This window comes from Ruegeria sp. HKCCD4884 (assembly GCF_013110855.1).
Classification (GTDB): Bacteria; Pseudomonadota; Alphaproteobacteria; order Rhodobacterales; family Rhodobacteraceae; genus Ruegeria.
In genome coordinates this window covers 238,716-258,207 of sequence record NZ_WVRJ01000001.1, presented here as the reverse complement: position 1 = coordinate 258,207, position 19,492 = coordinate 238,716, and the positions used below count along the sequence as shown (strand labels likewise).

General features: G+C 56.9%; 18 protein-coding genes. 3 read left to right on the top strand and 15 right to left on the bottom strand.

The annotated features are described in order from the left end of the window. Nucleotides 1-2: 2 nt before the first annotated feature. The 3 genes from GS636_RS01215 to GS636_RS01205 form a co-directional block, all read right to left on the bottom strand. Nucleotides 3-1,352 (bottom strand): cytochrome P450, encoded by a 1,350-nt coding sequence (locus GS636_RS01215; protein ID WP_171668171.1) that lies wholly within the window; start codon nucleotides 1,350-1,352, stop codon nucleotides 3-5. After that, nucleotides 1,349-2,563, bottom strand: coding sequence for a hypothetical protein (locus GS636_RS01210; protein WP_171668170.1), 1,215 nt, complete (start codon nucleotides 2,561-2,563; stop codon nucleotides 1,349-1,351). Before GS636_RS01210 ends, GS636_RS01215 begins: the two co-directional genes overlap by 4 nt. Nucleotides 2,564-2,625: 62 nt before the next feature. Next, complete coding sequence (locus tag GS636_RS01205) at nucleotides 2,626-3,378, bottom strand: cytochrome c biogenesis CcdA family protein (RefSeq protein WP_171089861.1); 753 nt, start codon at nucleotides 3,376-3,378, stop codon at nucleotides 2,626-2,628. A gap of 106 nt (nucleotides 3,379-3,484) precedes the next feature. Between GS636_RS01205 and GS636_RS01200 the strand changes: the two genes are divergently transcribed. Continuing rightward, entirely contained in the window at nucleotides 3,485-3,718 is a 234-nt protein-coding gene (locus GS636_RS01200; protein WP_171668169.1) for a sulfurtransferase TusA family protein, read from the top strand. A gap of 48 nt (nucleotides 3,719-3,766) precedes the next feature. Here the strand turns inward: GS636_RS01200 and GS636_RS01195 are convergent, their stop codons facing one another. The 7 genes from GS636_RS01195 to purC form a co-directional block, all read right to left on the bottom strand. Continuing rightward, nucleotides 3,767-6,673 (bottom strand): ribonuclease E/G, encoded by a 2,907-nt coding sequence (locus tag GS636_RS01195; RefSeq protein ID WP_171668168.1) that lies wholly within the window; start codon nucleotides 6,671-6,673, stop codon nucleotides 3,767-3,769. Between the two features lie 497 nt (nucleotides 6,674-7,170). Continuing rightward, entirely contained in the window at nucleotides 7,171-8,505 is a 1,335-nt protein-coding gene (locus GS636_RS01190) for a sigma-54 dependent transcriptional regulator (RefSeq protein WP_050603452.1), read from the bottom strand. 12 nt (nucleotides 8,506-8,517) lie between these two features. Continuing rightward, complete coding sequence (locus GS636_RS01185) at nucleotides 8,518-10,263, bottom strand: ATP-binding protein (protein ID WP_171668167.1); 1,746 nt, start codon at nucleotides 10,261-10,263, stop codon at nucleotides 8,518-8,520. 69 nt (nucleotides 10,264-10,332) lie between these two features. Next, a complete protein-coding gene (gene purQ / locus GS636_RS01180; protein ID WP_171668166.1) occupies nucleotides 10,333-11,001 on the bottom strand; it encodes a phosphoribosylformylglycinamidine synthase subunit PurQ in 669 nt (222 codons plus the stop codon). An 11-nt stretch (nucleotides 11,002-11,012) separates the two neighbouring features. Then, a complete protein-coding gene (locus GS636_RS01175; protein WP_171668165.1) occupies nucleotides 11,013-12,056 on the bottom strand; it encodes a zinc-dependent alcohol dehydrogenase family protein in 1,044 nt (347 codons plus the stop codon). A gap of 4 nt (nucleotides 12,057-12,060) precedes the next feature. Further along, nucleotides 12,061-12,291: a phosphoribosylformylglycinamidine synthase subunit PurS gene (gene purS, locus GS636_RS01170; protein WP_117872765.1), complete on the bottom strand. Its 231-nt coding sequence runs from the start codon at nucleotides 12,289-12,291 to the stop codon at nucleotides 12,061-12,063. A 237-nt stretch (nucleotides 12,292-12,528) separates the two neighbouring features. After that, nucleotides 12,529-13,284 (bottom strand): phosphoribosylaminoimidazolesuccinocarboxamide synthase, encoded by a 756-nt coding sequence (gene purC, locus GS636_RS01165; protein ID WP_171089849.1) that lies wholly within the window; start codon nucleotides 13,282-13,284, stop codon nucleotides 12,529-12,531. 187 nt (nucleotides 13,285-13,471) lie between these two features. Here purC and GS636_RS01160 point away from each other — a divergent pair, with 187 nt between their 5' ends. After that, complete coding sequence (locus GS636_RS01160; RefSeq protein ID WP_171089847.1) at nucleotides 13,472-13,789, top strand: DUF1476 domain-containing protein; 318 nt, start codon at nucleotides 13,472-13,474, stop codon at nucleotides 13,787-13,789. A 121-nt stretch (nucleotides 13,790-13,910) separates the two neighbouring features. Beyond that, a complete protein-coding gene (bmt, locus tag GS636_RS01155; protein WP_171183043.1) occupies nucleotides 13,911-14,924 on the top strand; it encodes a betaine--homocysteine S-methyltransferase in 1,014 nt (337 codons plus the stop codon). Between the two features lie 5 nt (nucleotides 14,925-14,929). On the opposite strand, the gene GS636_RS01150 is transcribed toward bmt, so the two are convergent. From GS636_RS01150 to GS636_RS01130, 5 genes are all read right to left on the bottom strand, one after another. Beyond that, on the bottom strand, nucleotides 14,930-15,706 hold the full coding sequence (locus GS636_RS01150; RefSeq protein ID WP_171668164.1) for an enoyl-CoA hydratase-related protein: 777 nt from the start codon (nucleotides 15,704-15,706) through the stop codon (nucleotides 14,930-14,932). 75 nt (nucleotides 15,707-15,781) lie between these two features. Next, on the bottom strand, nucleotides 15,782-16,237 hold the full coding sequence (locus tag GS636_RS01145; protein WP_171668163.1) for a cytochrome c-type biogenesis protein: 456 nt from the start codon (nucleotides 16,235-16,237) through the stop codon (nucleotides 15,782-15,784). Continuing rightward, nucleotides 16,234-18,198, bottom strand: a complete 1,965-nt coding sequence (locus GS636_RS01140) for a heme lyase CcmF/NrfE family subunit (RefSeq protein WP_171183040.1) — start codon at nucleotides 18,196-18,198, stop codon at nucleotides 16,234-16,236. The genes GS636_RS01145 and GS636_RS01140 overlap by 4 nt, the downstream gene beginning before the upstream one ends. Before the next feature lie 75 nt (nucleotides 18,199-18,273). After that, nucleotides 18,274-18,852 carry a holin family protein gene (locus GS636_RS01135; RefSeq protein WP_171668162.1) on the bottom strand — a complete coding sequence of 193 codons (579 nt, stop codon included), beginning with the start codon at nucleotides 18,850-18,852 and terminating at the stop codon, nucleotides 18,274-18,276. Further along, on the bottom strand, nucleotides 18,843-19,454 hold the full coding sequence (locus GS636_RS01130; protein ID WP_171668310.1) for a holin-associated N-acetylmuramidase: 612 nt from the start codon (nucleotides 19,452-19,454) through the stop codon (nucleotides 18,843-18,845). The genes GS636_RS01135 and GS636_RS01130 overlap by 10 nt, the downstream gene beginning before the upstream one ends. Between the last annotated feature and the right edge of the window lie 38 nt (nucleotides 19,455-19,492).

Here is a 19,492-nt window from a genome sequence, read left to right as displayed (position 1 = left end):
TGTTAGCGCTCAACCAACCTCAACCAAATCCCGTCCTTGGACCGAACGGTCAGATGCGCCACCGGAACCGGCGTTTTTCCGGGGATTGTTTCGAATTTGAATTGACGTAACAGCATCGACAGGATCAGGGGGGCCTCAACCATCGCAAATCCCGCCCCCGTGCACGCTCTTGGTCCGGCAGAGAACGGGATGTAGGCATTGCGCTGACATGTTTTGCCATTCTCTGTCTTCCAGCGCGAGGGATCGAACCCGTCGGGATTGTCCCAAAGCCGTTCTTGCCGATGCAGGTGCCACGGGCTGACGACAATTTGTGCACCCTTCGGAACCTCTCGATCGCGAAACTGTTCAGGACATTGCGTTTCCCGCACCATCATTGGCACCGGTGGATAAAGTCGCAACGCCTCGCGAAATACATCTCGGGCGACGTTCAGCCTGGACATGGTCGTAAAGGACGGATCCGGATTTGCCTGTGCCTCTTCGGCGACTTTCTCTTGCCAGTCAGGGTACAGGGCCAGCAGATAAAGCGTCCAGGCCAGAGCCGAAGCGCTGGTTTCATGGCCCGCCAGAAAGAAGATCGCGACCTGATCAATCATCTCGTCGGTTTCAAAACACTTCCCAGTGGCGGGATCGGGTGTTGTCATGATTTTTGTGGCCAGATCGTTTGGTGCCGTCCCATCAGCAATGGCCGCAGCGCGAACCGCTGTAAGTTTCTGGATCAAACGCCTGATATCACGCGCATTCCGCCGCGTGTCGCCGGCATGTAGACGAGGAACCCAACGAGGCAGGGGCAAAAAGGCTGCAAGGTTCAAAAGCGGTTGCCGCCTTTGATAGGCGCGGAATTTTTGGAACACTTCGGCTGCGATTTCATTTTCGATAGGCACCGAAAACAGTGTTCTGAAAATGACATCTGCGGCGACATGGCTGGTGATTTCTTCAACTTCAATCTCCATTCCAACACTGGAGCACAGCCGATCCGCGCAGGCTTGTGACGCGTCTCGCATCGCCGGAAACGTGTCTTTCAACCGCCCGCCTTCGAACGCTGGATCAATGATACGACGTTGTCGCTTCCATGCCTCACCGTTTGTCAGAAATACAGACTCACCCAAAAGCGGCCGCAAACCTTCGCTGATCCGGTTGGATTTCGGGAAATCTTCGGGCCTCTTTTTCAAAACCAGATCAACCAGTTCCGGCTGATTGATCATGTAAGATCTAAAGAACGGCGTTCGAAATTCCGCCATCCACGCGCGATAGAGCCGTTGGGGCTGTGCCGAAAGCAGGTCTTTCCGAAACAGTCTCAGATACTGCCACAGCGAAACTTTGTCTGGGCGTGGGGTCGGTTTTGGCGGGATCATGCGTGAACCGTAGTGTATTTTGAAACGGGCTGATCAATACGTGACGGTGAAGGCGCCCGCCCGGCAAATCGTGCAGCCAAGGTTTGGGGGCCCGCGGTGATCCGAAAATAATCGTATGCACCCGGACGGTCAAAGGCGCAGAGATACTGAAAATGCAGTTTGAAGAAACGCCAACGATCAGCCTTCCAGCGCTCAGGTGACAGTGTTTGAGTAAACGCTGCCGACAAAACCAGAGGCCACTTCTTATCAGGGCTGCCCACACCGCTGACTGCAACCGGGTCGCATAGCGCAAAGGCGCAGCCATCGCCGGGGGCGGTAAAATCGACCCATGCCACAGTGGGTTGCTTGGATAGAAACTGCAGATCCGCGCGTAGACGGTGTGCGTTTGGCAGGAAGGAAACCATGGGAACCACCTGCCCCAAAGTCAGAAACGACAAAACCGGTCCTTGGTCAGACACATCACTATCACGGATCAGATCGGCCAGCACCGACACACCCAGATGCGCGCCCGAGCTGTGACCGATCACCAAAACCTCGTCCACCTCTTCAGTCAAAGCGTCTTTGATCAGGTCTTGGAATGTGTCCAATCGCGACTGCAACTGCCGCGGAGTTTCCCCCTTTAACTGCGCGGAATATGCGTAGTCATGCATCAGGTAATAGGCAAACAGCCGGTTGTCGATTGTGCGAAACCAACGTAACACCGCATAAGCCAGAACACCCGCCGGAACCAAAGCCCACAGCCCAACCATTGGGACTAGCAGTTTCGCCGTCGCCCACGCAAACAGCAGCGCGACCAGCAATTGTAAAAGCAACATGCCAACCGGATATAGCGCAGCAATCACCGGCCCTTTTCTCAGCCCCATCAACCGACGCAGAGTACCCGTTGAGATGTAGGTCCAAGCGGTTCGCGCCAGTTGCAGATAGGTGGACAGGATCGATCCCGTCATGCTGTCCCGCACGATATCCGACCAGACCAGCACATCGACATCCGTGTGCACCCGTTCGCCATCCTGAAGCGATGTGACATGCCAGCCAAAGACGTCAGCTCGCGGCTTGGCTGACACGGAAATCTCATAGCCGGAAATCTCAGCCTGGGCCTGTGCCTCAGACCGATACAGCTCCCGGTATCGTCTGGGCGGAAACGGATCATAACCGGGAATGTAAAACACCCGACGTTTGCGCACCTGAGGCTGATTTGTCTGACTGCTCATGCCCTTACCTTCTGCCGTGCAGGTTAACGCAGGCTTGAGGTCAAGGTAAGGGGGTCAGCAGTTCATCCAAAATTTGCCAAAGCCGGGAAGGTTTCCAGCAACCACCAGCTGAACCGTGTGAACAGGCCGGTGATCAGCATGATGCCCACGAACAACAGCAATCCACCCATGACCTTTTCGATCGTACCCATGTAAGGCTTGATGCGGTTCATAACGGTCATCGATCGGTTCAGGAACATCGCCGCCAGAAGGAATGGAATACCCAGCCCTGCTGCATAGACGCCCAGCAAAACCGTACCACGCGCCACTGATGCCTCATTCGCCGCCAGCGAAAGGATCGCACCCAACTGAGGCCCAATGCAGGGCGTCCAGCCAAAGGCAAACGCCAAACCCAGAATATACGCCCCAAAAACCGAGCCACCGGAATCACCGGTATCGATCCGCGCTTCGCGGTCCAGAAACGGGATGCGGAATACGTTCAGGAAGTGAAGACCAAACACGATCACCACCGCACCCGAAAGCTTAGCAAAAAGCACCTGATTCTGAAGAACAAATGCCCCGAAGGCAGACGCGGTAAAGCCCAAAAGCAGAAAGACGGTCGACAGACCCATCACAAAGAACAAAGCCGACATCGTTGCCTTGCGCCGCGCACGGGCCTCGTCCTGCATCTCGTTGATTGTAACGCCGCTCATATACGCCAGATAAGGCGGCACGATGGGCAGCACGCATGGTGAAAGAAAGCTGATCAAGCCACCCAACAGCGCGACAAACATGGCGGGCAACAGTCCCGCGTCTATGATTTCAATTCCGAACATGTCTCTGCACATAAGTGATGAATGTCGATCCGTCACGGGGCCATTCAGTCACATCCTCGTGGTTGGAATCTGGACAATATTTCAACTTGGTCCTATCCCGAAATGCATGACCGAGATTACTGATACTTTGGACGCCCTCGGGCTTTTGTGCCCTCTGCCCGTTCTCAAAGCCCGCAAACGGCTTAAATCCTTGCCTGCAGGGGCCGTACTGCGGGTGCTGGCCGATGATCCTGCGGCTATCGTCGATGTTCCACATTTTTGCTCCGAGGCCGGACACAAGCTTCTGTCTCAAGAACTTGACGGGGCGCATCAGGTTTATCTGATCCAAAAAGCCGTCTAAAAATCCTTCGGGTTACAAAAAAGGCGGGCTCCTCAGCCCGCCTTTTCGCTATTTACCCAGCGACCACCACCCGCGTCGCTTCGGCTTGGCGGGGCCTGGTTCCGGTTCTTCTGCTACTGTTTCCAGCACAGGCTCAGGCGTCTCTTCCACAGGAGCTTCTACTGCGGGCTCAACCTCATCAGCAGTGACCTCTTCAACCGCTTGCGCCGCGAGTTCTTCCACAACACCAGACGTCTCTTCGGCTGGCGCATCCTCGACACTGGCCTCTTCTGCGTTCACCGGTTCCTCTGGTGCAACATCAACAGTCTCAGCTTCCGCCTCAAGAGTTTCGCCTTGTTCCTGAGCCACCTCGGGCACCTCGGCCTCAGGGTTTTCTGCAGCGTCCTCGGCCACAGGCGCCTCAGCTACGGTCTCAGCTTCAACACCTTCAGTTGCTTCAGCCTGTTCAACCGTTTCCTCGGCCGCAACGTCCTTTTTCCGGCGACGCGGAGCACGTTTACGCTTGGGCTTGGCAGGCTTTTCTTCCTCTGCCGCTTCCGCTTCTACGACGTCAGCCGCACCTTCTTCATCGGCGGCATCACCAGAAGCGTTCTCCTGCGCCTCTCCTTCGGAGCTTTCGTTGGATTGCTCTGCGGCATCACCATTGCCCCCACCCTTCTTGCGCCGACGACGGCGACGTTTGCGCTTGGGCTTGGCATCATCTTCGGTTGGGGTGGTATCGTCCTCGACCTCTTCCTCGTCAGACGAGTCCACCATGTCCATCAGAGACGCATCCACAGAAACGACAGGCGCAGTGGCTTCAGGCACAATCCGGCTGGCGGTTTTAAATTTCTCCATCGAGAAATCGGGGCTCACCAAGTGGATGTCGCCTTCGATCCGCACAGACAGGCCATACCGGGCTTCGATCTGAGCAATGTGCTCACGCTTCTGGTTCATCAAGAAGTTGGCAATGCTGACCGGGCAGCGCACCAAAACTTCACGCGAACGACGGCGTGTGCCTTCCTCTTCGATCTGACGCAGAATCGACAGAGCCATGTTGTCGTCCGAACGGATCAGACCGGTGCCGTGACAGGCCGGACATGGCTGCGTCGTGGCCTCGATCATACCAGGGCGCAGGCGCTGACGGCTCATCTCCAAAAGGCCAAAGCCCGAAATCCGGCCGACCTGAATACGCGCCCGATCAGTTTTCAGCTTGTCCTTCAGACGCTTTTCAACCGCAGCGTTGTTCTTGCGCTCGTCCATATCGATGAAATCGATGACGATCAGACCGGCCAAATCCCGAAGACGCAGCTGGCGTGCCACCTCTTCGGCGGCCTCCAGGTTTGTCTTCAGCGCGGTCTCTTCGATCGAACCTTCTTTGGTCGCGCGCCCTGAGTTCACGTCAATCGCGACCAGGGCTTCGGTCACGCCGATCACGATGTAGCCACCGGATTTCAGCTGAACCGTCGGGTTGAACATGCCCGCCAGATAGCTTTCCACCTGATAGCGCGCGAACAAAGGAAGGGCATCTTCATACCGCTTCACGTTCTTGGCGTGGGACGGCATGATCATTTTCATGAAGTCCTTGGCGATGCGATAACCGCCTTCACCTTCAACCAGAACCTCATCGATGTCTCGATTATAAAGATCGCGGATCGACCGTTTGATCAGATCGCCTTCCTCATAAATCTTCGCTGGCGCAATCGACTCCAAAGTCAGTGCGCGAATCTGTTCCCACAAACGCTGTAGATATTCATAGTCACGCTTGATCTCGGACTTGGTGCGTTTGGCACCCGCAGTGCGGATGATCAGACCAGCCCCGGTCGGCACATCAATGTCCGCCGCGATTTCTTTCAATTTCTTGCGGTCGGCGGCGTTGGTGATTTTACGGCTTATACCGCCACCGCGCGCGGTGTTCGGCATCAATACGCAATAGCGACCGGCCAAAGACAGATAGGTTGTCAGTGCAGCACCCTTGTTGCCGCGCTCTTCCTTGACCACCTGCACCAGCAGGACCTGACGAACCTTGATGACTTCCTGAATCTTGTAACGACGCGGGCGCGGTTTGCGTGGCGGACGGATGTCTTCGCTGTCATCTTCGTCAGCCACAGATTCAATCGAGTCGTCTTTCGACGAGGCATCAGCGCTCTTGCCTTCAGCATCCTCGTCTTCCGCACCCTGATCGCCGTCTGCATCTGCAGCAGCTTCACCCGATGTCTCAACATCGTCAGAAGCAACCGCCTCCGTCTCTGCCTCATTTGCCGATGCGTTATCAGCTTCTGCGCTTACTTCTGTCTCATCGCTTGAGGCCTCACCAGCGTCTTTACTGACTTCACCTGTGTCGTCGCCGGCTTCTCCGGGCGATGCAGACGTGTCTTCCACCTCAGAAGCAGATTCTTCTGCCGCGTTATCTGACGCAGTTTCTGCCGAAGTCGCATCGCTGTCTTCCGGCTCTTCTACCGGTGTTTCAGCCACGATCTCCATCGGAGAGGTTCCCTCGGGCACCTCTGCATCTGCATCTTCGCCATCGGCCAAATCGATGGTTTCCATACCGGTTGGCTCGGTCGAAACCTCCATTGTCTCAACCGGATCGTCCGACTTCACATCTGCCGCCTTGGAACGCGACCGAGACCGCCGCTTTTTGGGCTTGGCTTCTTCGGCTTCGTCACGCGCCTTCATTGCCTCGGCATAGGCGCGCTCTTCCTCCATCAACGCCTCACGGTCGGCGACGGGGATCTGATAGTAGTCCGGGTGAATTTCCGAAAAGGCCAGGAATCCGTGACGGTTCCCACCATAGTCGACAAACGCCGCCTGCAGCGACGGCTCAACCCGTGTTACTTTTGCAAGGTAGATGTTGCCTGCAAGCTGGCGTTTGTTTTCGGATTCAAAATCGAACTCCTCGACCTTGTTTCCGTCGACCACCACGACGCGGGTTTCCTCCGCGTGGGTGGCATCGATAAGCATTTTCTTAGCCATGTTTCCTTGGTGCACCGCGCCAAACGCGTTGTCCTGACCTGTCCAGGCGGACAGGCGCTTTTGGGGAGGTGTCTTGTCAGGGCGATTTCAGACGGCGCGCGGCAGGGTCTGGCGCTGTGGCCCCCTGCCCGGTCTCTCAATCGTTGCGCGCGCGTCATCGCGGTTCTTCTCCGACAGGCGCAGTTTCTGCAGCCCGCCCATTTATTCCTTTCACCCGACGTATCGGGCTCAGGTACTCCACTGCCCGCAATCGGGGCACAATCGGTCTGCTTCGCAGCGAAATTAACGTGCAGCAAAGCAGCGAAACTCAAAGATTCGGGACTTAAGAGCGCTAAAAAGGCCCGGCCCGTCCGAACACAATAAAAGCAGTCCTGTGGAAAAGACAATGGGCAAACTGCATCAAGACCGCCGACGCAGCGCGGGATCTCTTCATCTGGCCTAAAATACCTCGGGGGAGTCGCCAAAGGCGACGGGGGCAGAGCCCCCATTCGCAACGCTTAAAGATAGTCTGATCGCTGAAGCCCGTATTTCGCCATCTTTTCGTTCAACGTCCGGCGCGGCAGGCACAATTCGTCCATAACCGACGCGATCGACCCCTTGTGGCGGCGCATTGTGTTGTCGATCAGCATCCGCTCGAACGCTTCGACATATTCCTTCAACGGCTTGCCTTCGGTGGTCATCACCGGCTGCATCTCTTCATGGTCGGACATCAACAATGACGCAATCGTTCCTGATCCTCGACGTGATTGTAGCACGGCACGCTCGGCAATATTGATCAGTTGACGCACATTGCCTGGCCACGGGGCCTGCAACAATTGCGCCGCTTCCTGCGCACTGACCTGAGGGGCATCGCAGCCATATTCCTCTGCAAATTGCTCGCTGAGGCGCGTGAAGAGGGTCAGGATATCCTCGCCGCGCTGACGAAGTGGCGGCATGGTGATCCGCAATGCCGCCAACCGATAGAACAGGTCGGGGCGCAGAACGTCTTCTGATGTCTTCCCCGCTTCCTGCAGGTTCGAAATCGCAACAATCCGCGTTTCAGCAGGGGTGCCCTGCTCGTTCATCACGCTCAGCAGTTTGGCTTGCAAGGTATCGCTCAGCGCCTCGACATCTTCCAGCACCAGTGTCCCGCCGCGTGCTTCTTCGATGGCCGGCAGTTGCGCATCCTCAGGCATCATCGGGCCAAACAGGCGTTTGGCCAGCGCGTCTTCCTCTAACGCGGCGCAGGACACCAGAACAAACTTCTTGCCTGCGCGGCTACCCACCGCATGCAGCGCATGCGCCACCAGCGTTTTGCCGGTTCCCGTCTCACCGTCGATCAACACATGACCGTCGGCTTGCCCAAGATCCAGAATATCCTCACGCAGCCTTTCCATAACCGGGCTGGCACCGATCAGCTTGTTCATGATCTGCGTGCCACCCGACAGCTCACGCCGCAGCGCCCGGTTGTCCAGTGTCAGACGGCGTGCATTGCTGGCGCGTTTGGCCAGTTCGGACATGCGATCAGGGTTAAACGGCTTTTCAAGGAAATCGAACGCACCAACGCGCATCGCCTCAACCGCCATCGGAACGTCGCCATGCCCCGTGATCATGATGACTGGCAGGGTGCTGTCGGCCCCCATCAGCTTTTTCAAAAGCTGAATTCCATCCATCCCCGGCATCTTGATGTCCGAAATCACAATCCCCGGATAATCCGGTCCCAGAACCTTGAGCGCATCTTCCGCGCTGGCAAAGGTTTCAGTGTCGTATCCGGACAAAGCAAGCCACTGGCTGATCGACTGGCGCATGTCCTGTTCGTCATCCACAATGGCAATTTTCATGGCCTGTGCCATAGTCATTCCTCGTTATTCCGCGGCCTCAAGGCCGTCGCTTCCCAGTGCTGGCAACTGCATTTCAAACACCGCGCCACCATATTGGCCGTTGCGCGCAGTCAGCCGTCCCCCATGGTCGTTCACGATCCCCGACGAGATGGCAAGCCCCAGTCCAACCCCGTCGCCAGGCTGTTTGGTAGTATAGAACGGCTCGAACAGGTTCTCGATATCCTCGATACCGTGCCCGTTGTCCCGCACGGTCAGAACCGCCATGTCGCCCGCCGCCAGGATGATTTCCACATCCGGCTCTGCTACCGATTTGGTGGCATCCAGCGCGTTTCGCAAGAGGTTGACCATCACCTGCTCGATCCGCATCCGGTCCCCCATCACCATGACAGGTTCTTCCGGCAGGATCTGAGTGATCTTCACATGACGCTGACGCAGTTGCGGCTCCATCATGGACAAGGCCGAGGCCAGCGCTTCACCAAGGTTTACAGGCGAAAATGCATCCGCCCCTTTGCGGGCATAAGACTTGAGCTGGCGCGTAATCGCCCCCATCCGCTCGATCAGACCGTCGATGCGTCCAAAGCTTGCAAGCGCCTCTTCCGGTCGGTTGCGCCGCAACAACAGACGCGCCCCGGCGAGATATGTTTTCATTGCAGCCAGAGGTTGATTAAGCTCGTGACTGACCGCAGCCGACATCTCGCCCAAGGCGGCCAGTTTCGAACTTTGCGCAAGGGTCTGTTCCGCCAAATCCAGCGTCTTTTCAACCCGTTCCCGCTCAGCAATTTCCCGCTGTAGCCGTGCGTTCAATGCGCGAAGCTCTGCCGACTCGCGCTGAAACAGGGCCATGCGCAAGGTGGCCCGACGGCTGAGCGCATAAAACGTCAGCGCCAGAAGAATCGCAAATCCCATGATTTCCAGCGCAAGCACGCTGTTCACCTTTTCGCGGATCGACTCAAAGGTGGTGAACGACGTCATTTGCCAACCCCGGAACGGGATGCGTGTTTCCATGCGCATCACGGCCTCGCCTTGCAGGTAGGCATCCGGCGGCAAAGCCGTCCAATCGGTAGTAGCCCGAATAGCGCGTTGAATTGCGCCTTGCGGCGGTTGCCGCAGCATCGCCGTGCTCTCTTCCAACCCACGCCAGCGGGGCTCGGTAGACAGGATGATGGTTCCGGTACTGTCGGTGACCATCACCGCGTCCGAAATACCGGCCCAGGCGCGTTCGAATTTCTGAAGGTCAACCTCGACAACGATGACCCCCAGAATTTCCGATCCGTTTTCCAGTCGCCGGGAATACACAAAGCTGTATCCGCCGGATTCCCTGGGAATGACCGAAAAGATCGTGGCATTAGACCGGATGGCATCCACATAATAAGCTGTATTTCTGTGCCCCTCACCCAGCTTGTTCCGATCCGTTGCAGCAACGGTTCGACCATCACTGTCCAAGAGCATCAGCGAGGCCGCTCCAATTTCTTCAACGAAGGAAATCAGGCGCTGGGTCGACAACGTATAATCACTGGATTGCAGCGCTGAAATCAGGGTCGGGTCTCGTGCCAGCAACTGTGGCACGATCGAGTTTCGACGCAACTCACTCAGCAGGTTGCCGGAATACAGTGCCAGTCGCAGCTCTGCCCGGTTTCGCGTGGATTCCGTGAACCTGTCGGTCAACAGGCTATTGGTGATCCAGACCGTGGTAATTGTTGCAAGCAGCAGAACAAGAACGGCAACGCGCAACCGCCAGCCCAGCGGAGCACCGCGAAGCGGTTTCAACATATTTGACCAAGCTGATCGCACGTCCGAGTTCATGGCCAGACGTTACGCGCGGGCGCGCGCGACCTCAAGTCACGCTGCTTCAAACACGCCTGACAATGCGCGGAACAGCGCCACTCCGTCGGTGCCACCATGCCCTTCATCTGCCGCACGCTCGGGGTGAGGCATCATCCCAAGTACGCGGCGGTTTTCGGACAGGATGCCAGCGATGTCGCCAACCGAGCCATTGGGATTCTCGGTATAGGTGAACGCGATGCGATCCTGATCCTTCAGGGCCGCAAGTGTTACATCATCCGCGAAGTAGTTGCCGTCATGGTGCGCGATTGGGATACCGATCACGTCGCCTGCATTATAGCCCCCGGTAAACACGCTGTCGCTTGTTTCGACCTTTAAGCCCACTGTTTTGCAGATGTATTTCAGCCCGGCATTGCGCAGCAACGCGCCAGGCAGGATGCCGGTTTCCGTCAAAACCTGAAACCCGTTGCAGATACCCACGGCATAGCCGCCGCGTTCGGTATGCTCGACCACCGCCTTACAGATCGGAGATTTGGCGGCGATGGCACCGCAGCGCAGATAGTCTCCATAGGAAAAGCCACCCGGTACGCCCACGATATCAACACCGTCGGGCAAGGCCGCGTCTTTGTGCCAAACCATATCAACCTTGAAACCGGCCTGCTCAAAGGCGACGGCGAGGTCTCGGTCACAGTTGGATCCGGGGAATACGATTACGGCTGCGCGCATGGCGGGCCCTCCTACGAGACAAAATCTGTAACCACTGCAACACCCGGAGGGGTTGGGTGGTCAAAGGCGGCAAGCTCAGCACTCACCTGGTTAAGAGTTATTTTGCGCGTGACCAGCGGGCTCAGGTCAATCCTGCCCCCTGCGATCAGCGACAACAAAGACGGGTAGCGCCAGCTTGGCATGCCCCGCGTTCCGAAAACAGAAAGCTGGCCGGAATAAAGCACGTCCATCGGCAAAGCCATCTGTGTGTGATCACCGGCCGGCATGCCGATCTGCACCATGCGGCCCATTTTGCGCAGTGACCGCATCGCAGATACGGTTGTGACTTCGATGCCCAAAGCCTCAATCGCAACATGCGCGCCGCCGCCAGTGATGTCTTTTACAGCCTGCGGCGCATCACATGTTGTGGCATTGACAACCGCATCAGCCTCCAAAGACTGTGCATAGTTCAGCTTGTCATCCGCAATGTCGACCACGACGACCCGTGCGCCAAGAGCCTTGCCTAAAAGCAGCGTGGAAATTCCAACACCGCCGCCGCCGAAGACAGCAATCCATTCCCCACCCTGAACCTGCGCCCGTCCGACCAAAGCCTGCCAGGCCGTTGTCACACGACACCCCAAGGCTGCAGCAACTTCGGGCGCAATGCTATCGGGCAATGTTGTGAGGTTCGCATCCGCATGGGCCACTGCGATATATTCCGCAAAAGCACCATCACAGGTGAACCCAGGAACAATCTGGTCATTACAGATTGTCTGGTGCCCCTGCGCGCAGTCTGCGCAATGCCCGCAAGCCAGAATGAACGGCGCGATGACCTTGTCGCCCACCCGCCAGCGGGTGACCCGAGAACCGACCGCGACAACCTCACCACAATATTCATGACCGGGTGTCATCGGAAGGATTACGTCCGGGTCCGCGCCTGACCATGCATGCCAATCGGATCGGCACACGCCACACGCCAAAACCCGAACCACAACACCATCTTCGGCGGGTTCGGGATCGGGCACGGTCGCAACCTCAAGCGGTTGACGGTAGGTGATCAGACGCGCGGCCCGCATTCGATCAGACCAGTTCGATCTCGTAGCGTTCGATAACGGTGTTGGCCAACAGCTTTTCGCACATTTCGGTCACATCTGCCTCGGTCGCGCCATCGGCCAGTTCAAGATCAATCACTTTGCCCTGACGGACACCTTCGACCTGATCAAAGCCCATTGCGCCCAATGCGTGCCGAACTGCTTCGCCCTGCGGGTCCAGTACCCCGTTCTTGAGCATCACATGAACCCGTGCTTTCATTTTGGCAACTCCACCTTCGGGCCGCTATCCATGGCCCATTTCGTTGCGCGGGGGATAGCGTGCCTGACCGTTTTCGACAACCCTGTTTCCCAAGCAGTTTGCCGCAGTTGTCATCACGCAAAGCGAGTCTTCCCATTGATGATCAACAGATGAACCTGCCTAGACCGCAAAAACCCAAAATGCGCCGTGGTTTTTGCCGCGGCGCACTTTAGTTGAAACAAAAGTTCCCTGAACGGGTCAGTTGATAAGTGTCGGCTTGGTGACATTGGTATTCGGCAGCACACCCAAACGGCGCGCAACTTCTGAATACGCATCGGTCAGATTGCCCAGGTCACGACGGAACACGTCTTTGTCCAGCTTCTGGCCGGTTTCGATGTCCCAAAGGCGGCAGCTGTCGGGGCTGATTTCGTCAGCCACGATCAAACGCTGATAATCCCCTTCGAAAATGCGTCCGATTTCGATCTTGAAGTCCACAAGGCGGATACCAACCGCCAGCATCACACCGCTCATGAAGTCGTTCACGCGCAGCGCTAGGCTGAGGATATCGTCCATGTCCTGCTGGCTGGCCCAGCCAAAGGCAGCGATATGTTCTTCGGTGACCAGAGGATCACCCAACGCATCGTCTTTATAGCAATATTCAACGATCGGGCGCGGCAGCTGTGTCCCTTCGGCTATGCCCAGACGTTTAGACATCGATCCGGCGGCATAGTTTCGAACGATCACTTCCAACGGAACGATTTCGCAATTGCGCACCAGTTGTTCGCGCATGTTCAGGCGGCGAATAAAGTGGTTCGGAATACCGATCTGGGTCAGGCCGTTCATGAAGAACTCGGACAGGCGATTGTTCAACACGCCTTTGCCGTCAATCACATCCTTCTTTTCAGCGTTGAATGCTGTGGCGTCATCCTTGAAATACTGCACGATCGTGCCCGGTTCGGGGCCTTCATACAAAATCTTGGCTTTGCCTTCGTAGATTTTCTTGCGACGCGCCATAAGCGACCTTTCCAGTCTGAGCAAAGGGAATGAGTCCCCTCTCGTTGGCGTCCTCATAGTGCAAGCACTCTTTTCCCGCAAGTTCATGCACCCGAGAGGCTTTGACGCAGCGCAAATACCTTGCGCCCGGGACGTCGTATGGTCATATCATCAGGAAAGAAGATGTAACCCAAGAGGTCCTCACCCAATGACCACGTTCGACGAACGCGAAAACGCTTTTGAAGCCAAGTTTGCCCATGATGAAGAAATGCAGTTCAAGGCGCAGGCCCGCTGCAACAAACTGCTGGGCCTGTGGGCGGCAGAAAAGCTGGGCAAATCCGGCGCAGAAGCCGAAGAATATGCCAAGACCGTAGTAGTCGCCGACTTCGAAGAAGCCGGACACGAAGACGTTGTCCGCAAAGTCGCCGGTGATCTGGGTGATTTGTCTTCGGCCGAAGAAATCCGCGCCAAGATGGCCGAGATTCTGCCCGAAGCCAAAGCTCAGGTCATGAGCGAGGCCGACTAAGGTTTTCTTACACAGCTCATGATCTTCATGAGTTTTATGAATTTGATTTGACGCCCCTGTCATGTGACATGGGGCGTCTCTATTTTTAACGGCGCTTTGCGCCTTTTTCTGGAATAACCCAATGACAAACGCGCTGAGCAAGCTTCTGGAAACCAAAGATGCCATTTTGGCTGATGGTGCCACCGGAACAAATCTGTTCAACATGGGCTTGCAGTCTGGTGACGCGCCCGAACTTTGGAACGTGGACGCCCCCGACAAGATCCGAGCGCTGTATCAGGGTTCGGTGGATGCGGGCAGTGACCTGTTTCTGACCAACACCTTTGGCGGTACGTCCGCACGGCTCAAGCTGCACGAAGCTCAGAATCGCGTGGGCGAGCTAAACCGCATCGGTGCTGAACTCGGACGCGAGGTGGCAGACAAGGCCGGGCGTCCCGTCGTGGTTGCAGGATCTGTTGGACCAACCGGTGAAATCATGGAACCGGTCGGCAGCCTGACGCATTCCGACGCGGTGGAAATGTTCCACGAACAAGCAGCAGCGCTGAAAGAAGGCGGTGTTGATGTGCTCTGGGTGGAAACCATCAGCGCCCCTGAGGAGTTCCGAGCCGCGGCCGAAGCATTTGCACTGGCTGACATGCCGTGGTGTGGCACGATGAGCTTTGATACCGCTGGGCGCACAATGATGGGTGTGACCTCGGCCGATTTGGCGCAAATAGTCGAAACGCTGTCCAACCCACCCATCGCCTTTGGTGCAAACTGTGGAACCGGCGCATCAGACATTTTGCGCACAATTCTGGGCTTTGCAGCGCAAGGCACAGAGCGTCCCCTGATCTCCAAGGGTAACGCGGGCATTCCGAAATACGTGGATGGTCACATCCATTATGACGGCACGCCCGAACTTATGGGCCAGTATGCAGCTATGGCACGCGATGCCGGCGCGACAATCATTGGCGGTTGCTGCGGAACAATGCCAGATCACCTGCGCAAGATGCGTGAAGCTTTGGATACCACCTCGCGCGGCGAACGCCCGACTTTGGATCAGATCACTGATGCGTTAGGTCCGTTCACGTCGGCCTCTGATGGAACGGGCGACGAGGCTGTCCCTGAACGCCGCACGCGCCGCCGCCGCCGCGCCTGAATGAATTAGCGCCCTTCGAATTTCGGAGGGCGTTTTCCCATGAAAGCCACCACACCTTCGGCGAAATCGCGCGAGCGACCACATTCGCCCTGCAGATGCGCTTCGGTCGCAAGCTGCTGAGGCAATGTGTTTTCATAAGTTCCACGAATGGCCTGTTTGATCGCGCCGTAGGCTGCTGTCGGACCATTGGCCAGGTATTCTGCCCGTTTCCGCCAATGCGCGGCGAAAATGTCATCGGGCACAGATTCCCAGATCAAGCCCCAGTCATCCGCTTGTTTCGCGCTGATCTTGTCGGCGAACAACGCCGCACCCATCGCCTTGGCCAGCCCCATCTGGCGCGGCATGAACCAAGTTCCTCCGGCATCCGGTAACAAACCGATCCGCGCAAAGGCTTGCAGGAAATACGCGCTTTCAGTTGCGATCACAACATCCGCGCAAAGGGCGAGGTTCGCCCCTGCCCCGGCCGCAGCACCGTTTACAGCCGCAATTGTGGGAACCGGACAGCTGTGGATCGTTTCCAGCATTGGTTCGTATTCGTCGCGCAAGGACCGCTCCAAATCGATCTTGCCGGTTGAGGACGCATCGCCCAGATCCTGCCCGGAGCAAAAAGCGGGACCAGCGCCGGTGATCACGATGCACCGGGCTCGGGTTGCCGCGTCTTTCATTGCATGGGTAATTTCAGCGCGCATCTGAGTTGTCAGAGCGTTCATTTTGTCAGGTCTGTTCAAGGTCAGAACCGCCAGACAGTCCGTAATGTCCAGAACAACTGTTTCGTAATGCATGAAAACCCTCCCGTCGCGCCAAGCGTTTTCGAACACTTACTGGCCCAATCAAGAAGGTAAAGGCAGAACCAAACGTCAGTCTTCAAGAATTCGGCGCAGACGCTCCTTTTCGTCTTCACTCAGCGTCGTGCTTTCAACTGACGCATGAGCTTTGGCACGGTTGCGCAGAAAGTTCAGCCCAACCCCAGCCGCAATCAACAGCATGATAGGGCCAGCGAGCCAAAGGAACAGGTTCGAGCCGCTGGTGGTTGGCTTAAGCAAAACGTACTCACCATAGCGATCAACGATAAACGCGATGGCCTGTTCGTCGGTATCACCTGCAACCAGACGTTCCCGCAGCAGCAAACGCAAATCACGCGCCAGATCGGCGTTGCTTTCGTCGATGCTTTCGTTCCGACAAACAAGGCAACGCAATCCGGTGCTGAGGTCGCGAGCCCGTTGTTCTAGCACCGGATCATCCAAAACCTCGTCTGGCTGCACCGAAAACACGGGTGTCGCCAGCATCATCAGGATCAGTACAAGGCGTTTCATTCTGCGGGTACTCCGCCAACCGGGGTTTTTCGCGCCCCCGCAGCCACCCGGAACCGCCTGTCACACAGGCTGAGGATACCGCCAAGTGACATCAGGATGCAGCCAGCCCAGATCCAGTTCGCGAACGGCTTGATATAAGTGCGCATGACCCAGCCCCCATCTGCCTGTTGATCACCGATCACAACGTAAAGATCACCCAGGAAACGGTAATCAATCGCGGCCTCGGTCGTGGGCATGCGGGCAACCGGATAGTCCCGCTTTTCAGGGTGAAGTGTCCCAATCGGGCGTCCATTCTTTTCAACCAGAACATCTGCCGTGGTCGAGAAATAGTTCGGCCCTTCAACCAATCGCACGTCTTGTAGAGTCAGCGTGAACTGCCCCACTTCAAAGGGCTGATTGGGTTGCGCGACGCGGATATCTTCGGCCTCCCAAGCGGTTAGACCAGCCACGGCAAAGATGGTGACGCCCAGACCCGTATGCGCGACCGCTTTACCCCAATCTGCACCCGGCAGGCGGAACAGGCGTTTCAGGCTGCCGTTGCGGCCCGTGCGGCTCCACAAATCGATGGCGGCCCCAAACGTAATCCACGCCCCAAGGAACAGACCCACCGGCCCCAGCGCGCTGCGTCCGGTCTGCATCGCCCAAACAAGCAACGCAATCGCCAGCGCCAGCCCAAAGGCGTAACGCAGAGACCAAGCCGTCTTTCCAATCCTTCCACGTTTCCAAGGAAGCATCGAACCGATCGGCAGGATCAGCCCGAGTAGCACCATAAACGGAGAGAATGCGGCGTTGAAAAACGGAGCCCCGACCGAAAGCTTCCGGTCGAACATCATCTCGGCCACCATTGGCCACATGGTGCCCACAAAAACAACGAAGCAACTGACGGCCAGCAGAACATTGTTGGCCACCAAAGCGCTTTCGCGGCTGACCATGCCAAAGACGCCCTTGGCCTCCATCGCTTGGGCGCGCGCGGCAAACAATGTCAGCGCCCCACCAATGAAGAACACCAGGATCATCAGGATGAACACACCACGTTCAGGATCGGTGGCGAAGGCATGAACCGAAGTCAAAAGACCCGAACGCACAATGAACGTGCCGATCAGTGAAAATCCGAACGCGATAATCGCAAGCAGAATAGTCCAGCTTTTCAGCGCTTCGCGCTTCTCCACAACGATGGCAGAGTGCAGCAAAGCGGCTGCCAGAAGCCAGGGCATGAACGACGCATTCTCGACCGGATCCCAGAACCAGAACCCACCCCAGCCCAATTCGTAGTAAGCCCACCATGACCCCAGCGCGATACCAATGGTCAAAAACACCCAGGCCGCCAGTGTCCAGGGTCGTACCCAACGCCCCCATGCTGCATCGACACGCCCTTCGATCAGGGCCGCGATGGCAAAGCTGAACGCCATGCTCAGACCCACATAACCAAGATACAGAAAGGGCGGATGAAACGCCAAGCCCGGGTCTTGCAACAACGGATTCAGGTCGCGCCCGTCAAACGGCGCAATTGCAAGTCGGTCAAACGGGTTCGACGTGAACAGGATAAAGGCAAAAAACGCGACCGCTATCGACGATTGCACCGCCAGCACGCGCGCCTTGAGCGTCGGCGGCAACCCACCTCCAAAGAACGCGGCCAATGCGCCAAACAAGGTGACAATCAACACCCACAGCAACATGGATCCTTCGTGGTTCCCCCATGTGCCACTGATCTTGTAGATCATCGGCTTGGCCGAATGGCTGTTTTCAACCACGATCCTCAGGGAAAAGTCCGACACGACAAAAGCCCAGATCAACGCACCGAAGGAAAACGCCGTCAAAAGGAACTGAACGATGGCGGAAGGCTCGGCAAATGCCATCCATCCGGCCCAACGTTTCGAAGCCCCGATCAAGGGCACTACACTTTGCACGATGGCGACAAAGAAGGCGAGGATAAGGGCGAAGTGGCCGAGTTCTGTAATCATGCCCCGGAATATACTCCGGGGCCAATCCGGGGGCCAATAACTTTCGCCCGATCCGGGGGCACATAGTGTCGCGGGTCACGCCCTGCGATGCTTGCGCCAATCATCCAGCGCCGGGTTGGCATCGGGGTGCGTAATATCCTGCGACAAATCGGAACCTGATCCGGGACCTGCAGCGCCCGGACTATCGCTGCGCAGTTCGCGCAGCTGCTCGAGATTGTTCAGAACAGCAGGCAATTGCAGCATGGTCGCACTGATATCCTTCTGAAACTCTTGCGTTTTCAACTGATGCCGCGCCCCAAAATAGAAGGACACGATGACACCCAACAACCACCACATGGGCTCTGGCACCAAGGCCATGCCCTGCATCCTTGCAGCAAACCACAACGGGTCCACCATGGCGGCCACAAACAAACCCAATGTTCCCGAGGCCAAAGCCGGGCGCGGCAACCGGTTTACCCCATCCATGAATCGGTCAAATGATCCTTTTTGCGCAGTTTGAAACTCGCCTCCAAACTGCAACATGGCCTGCGCTTGCGCCTCGGCACCTCTCTGCGCACTTGCTTCAGTGTTCTCACGGTAAATCTCAACGGTTTCCCGAACCGCGTTCCGCCCGTTCCCGAACAACAGCGCCAAAACACCCGAGATCAACCCCATGCCGCAACCCTTCCCTGAAACTCGGCGTCAGAAAGATGGTATCGCTCTGACAAAAACTCTTCCGCGCGTTTGATCCAGCCACCTTTGCCCCCCGACCGGCTGCGCGCATATTTCCTCGAGGCCGGTCGCCGATCAGCAAGGCGAAAATAGTAGTTCCGCCGCGCCACCCCGTAGGCATCCCGCAAAGCAATTGGCTCCGGTTGCGCTGCTTTTTCGCAAGCTGCTGCGGTCTTGGCACCAATTACGCCATCCACCGCCACGTTGAATCCCATGTCCCGCAACAACCGCTGCAGGATCTTTATCGCCTGCGCCCCGGCGTTCACATACATGTCAAAGACCGAAGCCTGCAGTAGATCAGGCAACCGCGAGATGCCTGGCTTCACAAAGTAATGACGTACGAATATCTCGACAGCCTGCTGATGGGTCAATCCCTCCACGTCACGTCGGTCAACCACATCGTCGCCATTCAAATCCAATCCCAAACGCCGCATAGTGTGAATGGTTACGCCATATTTTGTGGCCCCACCGGGATCGTCCGGATCATCCACAAACCCGCCTTCCCGCGCCACGATCTCTTTCGCGATCTGCCGAACCGTTTGCATCATCTTCCCCAACTCGTTGATCAGAGCAACGGTCCTGC

What these genes read in the sequence shown, in the direction of transcription:
- GS636_RS01215 (WP_171668171.1), bottom strand. Translation starts at nt 1,352, where the DNA reads ATGATCCCGCCAAAACCGACCCCACGCCCAGACAAAGTTTCGCTGTGG.
- GS636_RS01135 (WP_171668162.1), bottom strand. Translation starts at nt 18,852, where the DNA reads ATGGGGTTGATCTCGGGTGTTTTGGCGCTGTTGTTCGGGAACGGGCGG.
- GS636_RS01195 (WP_171668168.1), bottom strand. Translation starts at nt 6,673, where the DNA reads ATGGCTAAGAAAATGCTTATCGATGCCACCCACGCGGAGGAAACCCGC.
- GS636_RS01200 (WP_171668169.1), top strand. Translation starts at nt 3,485, where the DNA reads ATGACCGAGATTACTGATACTTTGGACGCCCTCGGGCTTTTGTGCCCT.
- GS636_RS01160 (WP_171089847.1), top strand. Translation starts at nt 13,472, where the DNA reads ATGACCACGTTCGACGAACGCGAAAACGCTTTTGAAGCCAAGTTTGCC.
- GS636_RS01150 (WP_171668164.1), bottom strand. Translation starts at nt 15,706, where the DNA reads ATGCATTACGAAACAGTTGTTCTGGACATTACGGACTGTCTGGCGGTT.
- GS636_RS01185 (WP_171668167.1), bottom strand. Translation starts at nt 10,263, where the DNA reads ATGTTGAAACCGCTTCGCGGTGCTCCGCTGGGCTGGCGGTTGCGCGTT.
- GS636_RS01190 (WP_050603452.1), bottom strand. Translation starts at nt 8,505, where the DNA reads ATGGCACAGGCCATGAAAATTGCCATTGTGGATGACGAACAGGACATG.
- GS636_RS01130 (WP_171668310.1), bottom strand. Translation starts at nt 19,454, where the DNA reads ATGCAAACGGTTCGGCAGATCGCGAAAGAGATCGTGGCGCGGGAAGGC.
- purS (WP_117872765.1), bottom strand. Translation starts at nt 12,291, where the DNA reads ATGAAAGCACGGGTTCATGTGATGCTCAAGAACGGGGTACTGGACCCG.
- GS636_RS01145 (WP_171668163.1), bottom strand. Translation starts at nt 16,237, where the DNA reads ATGAAACGCCTTGTACTGATCCTGATGATGCTGGCGACACCCGTGTTT.
- GS636_RS01205 (WP_171089861.1), bottom strand. Translation starts at nt 3,378, where the DNA reads ATGTTCGGAATTGAAATCATAGACGCGGGACTGTTGCCCGCCATGTTT.
- bmt (WP_171183043.1), top strand. Translation starts at nt 13,911, where the DNA reads ATGACAAACGCGCTGAGCAAGCTTCTGGAAACCAAAGATGCCATTTTG.
- purC (WP_171089849.1), bottom strand. Translation starts at nt 13,284, where the DNA reads ATGGCGCGTCGCAAGAAAATCTACGAAGGCAAAGCCAAGATTTTGTAT.
- GS636_RS01210 (WP_171668170.1), bottom strand. Translation starts at nt 2,563, where the DNA reads ATGAGCAGTCAGACAAATCAGCCTCAGGTGCGCAAACGTCGGGTGTTT.
- GS636_RS01140 (WP_171183040.1), bottom strand. Translation starts at nt 18,198, where the DNA reads ATGATTACAGAACTCGGCCACTTCGCCCTTATCCTCGCCTTCTTTGTC.
- GS636_RS01175 (WP_171668165.1), bottom strand. Translation starts at nt 12,056, where the DNA reads ATGCGGGCCGCGCGTCTGATCACCTACCGTCAACCGCTTGAGGTTGCG.
- purQ (WP_171668166.1), bottom strand. Translation starts at nt 11,001, where the DNA reads ATGCGCGCAGCCGTAATCGTATTCCCCGGATCCAACTGTGACCGAGAC.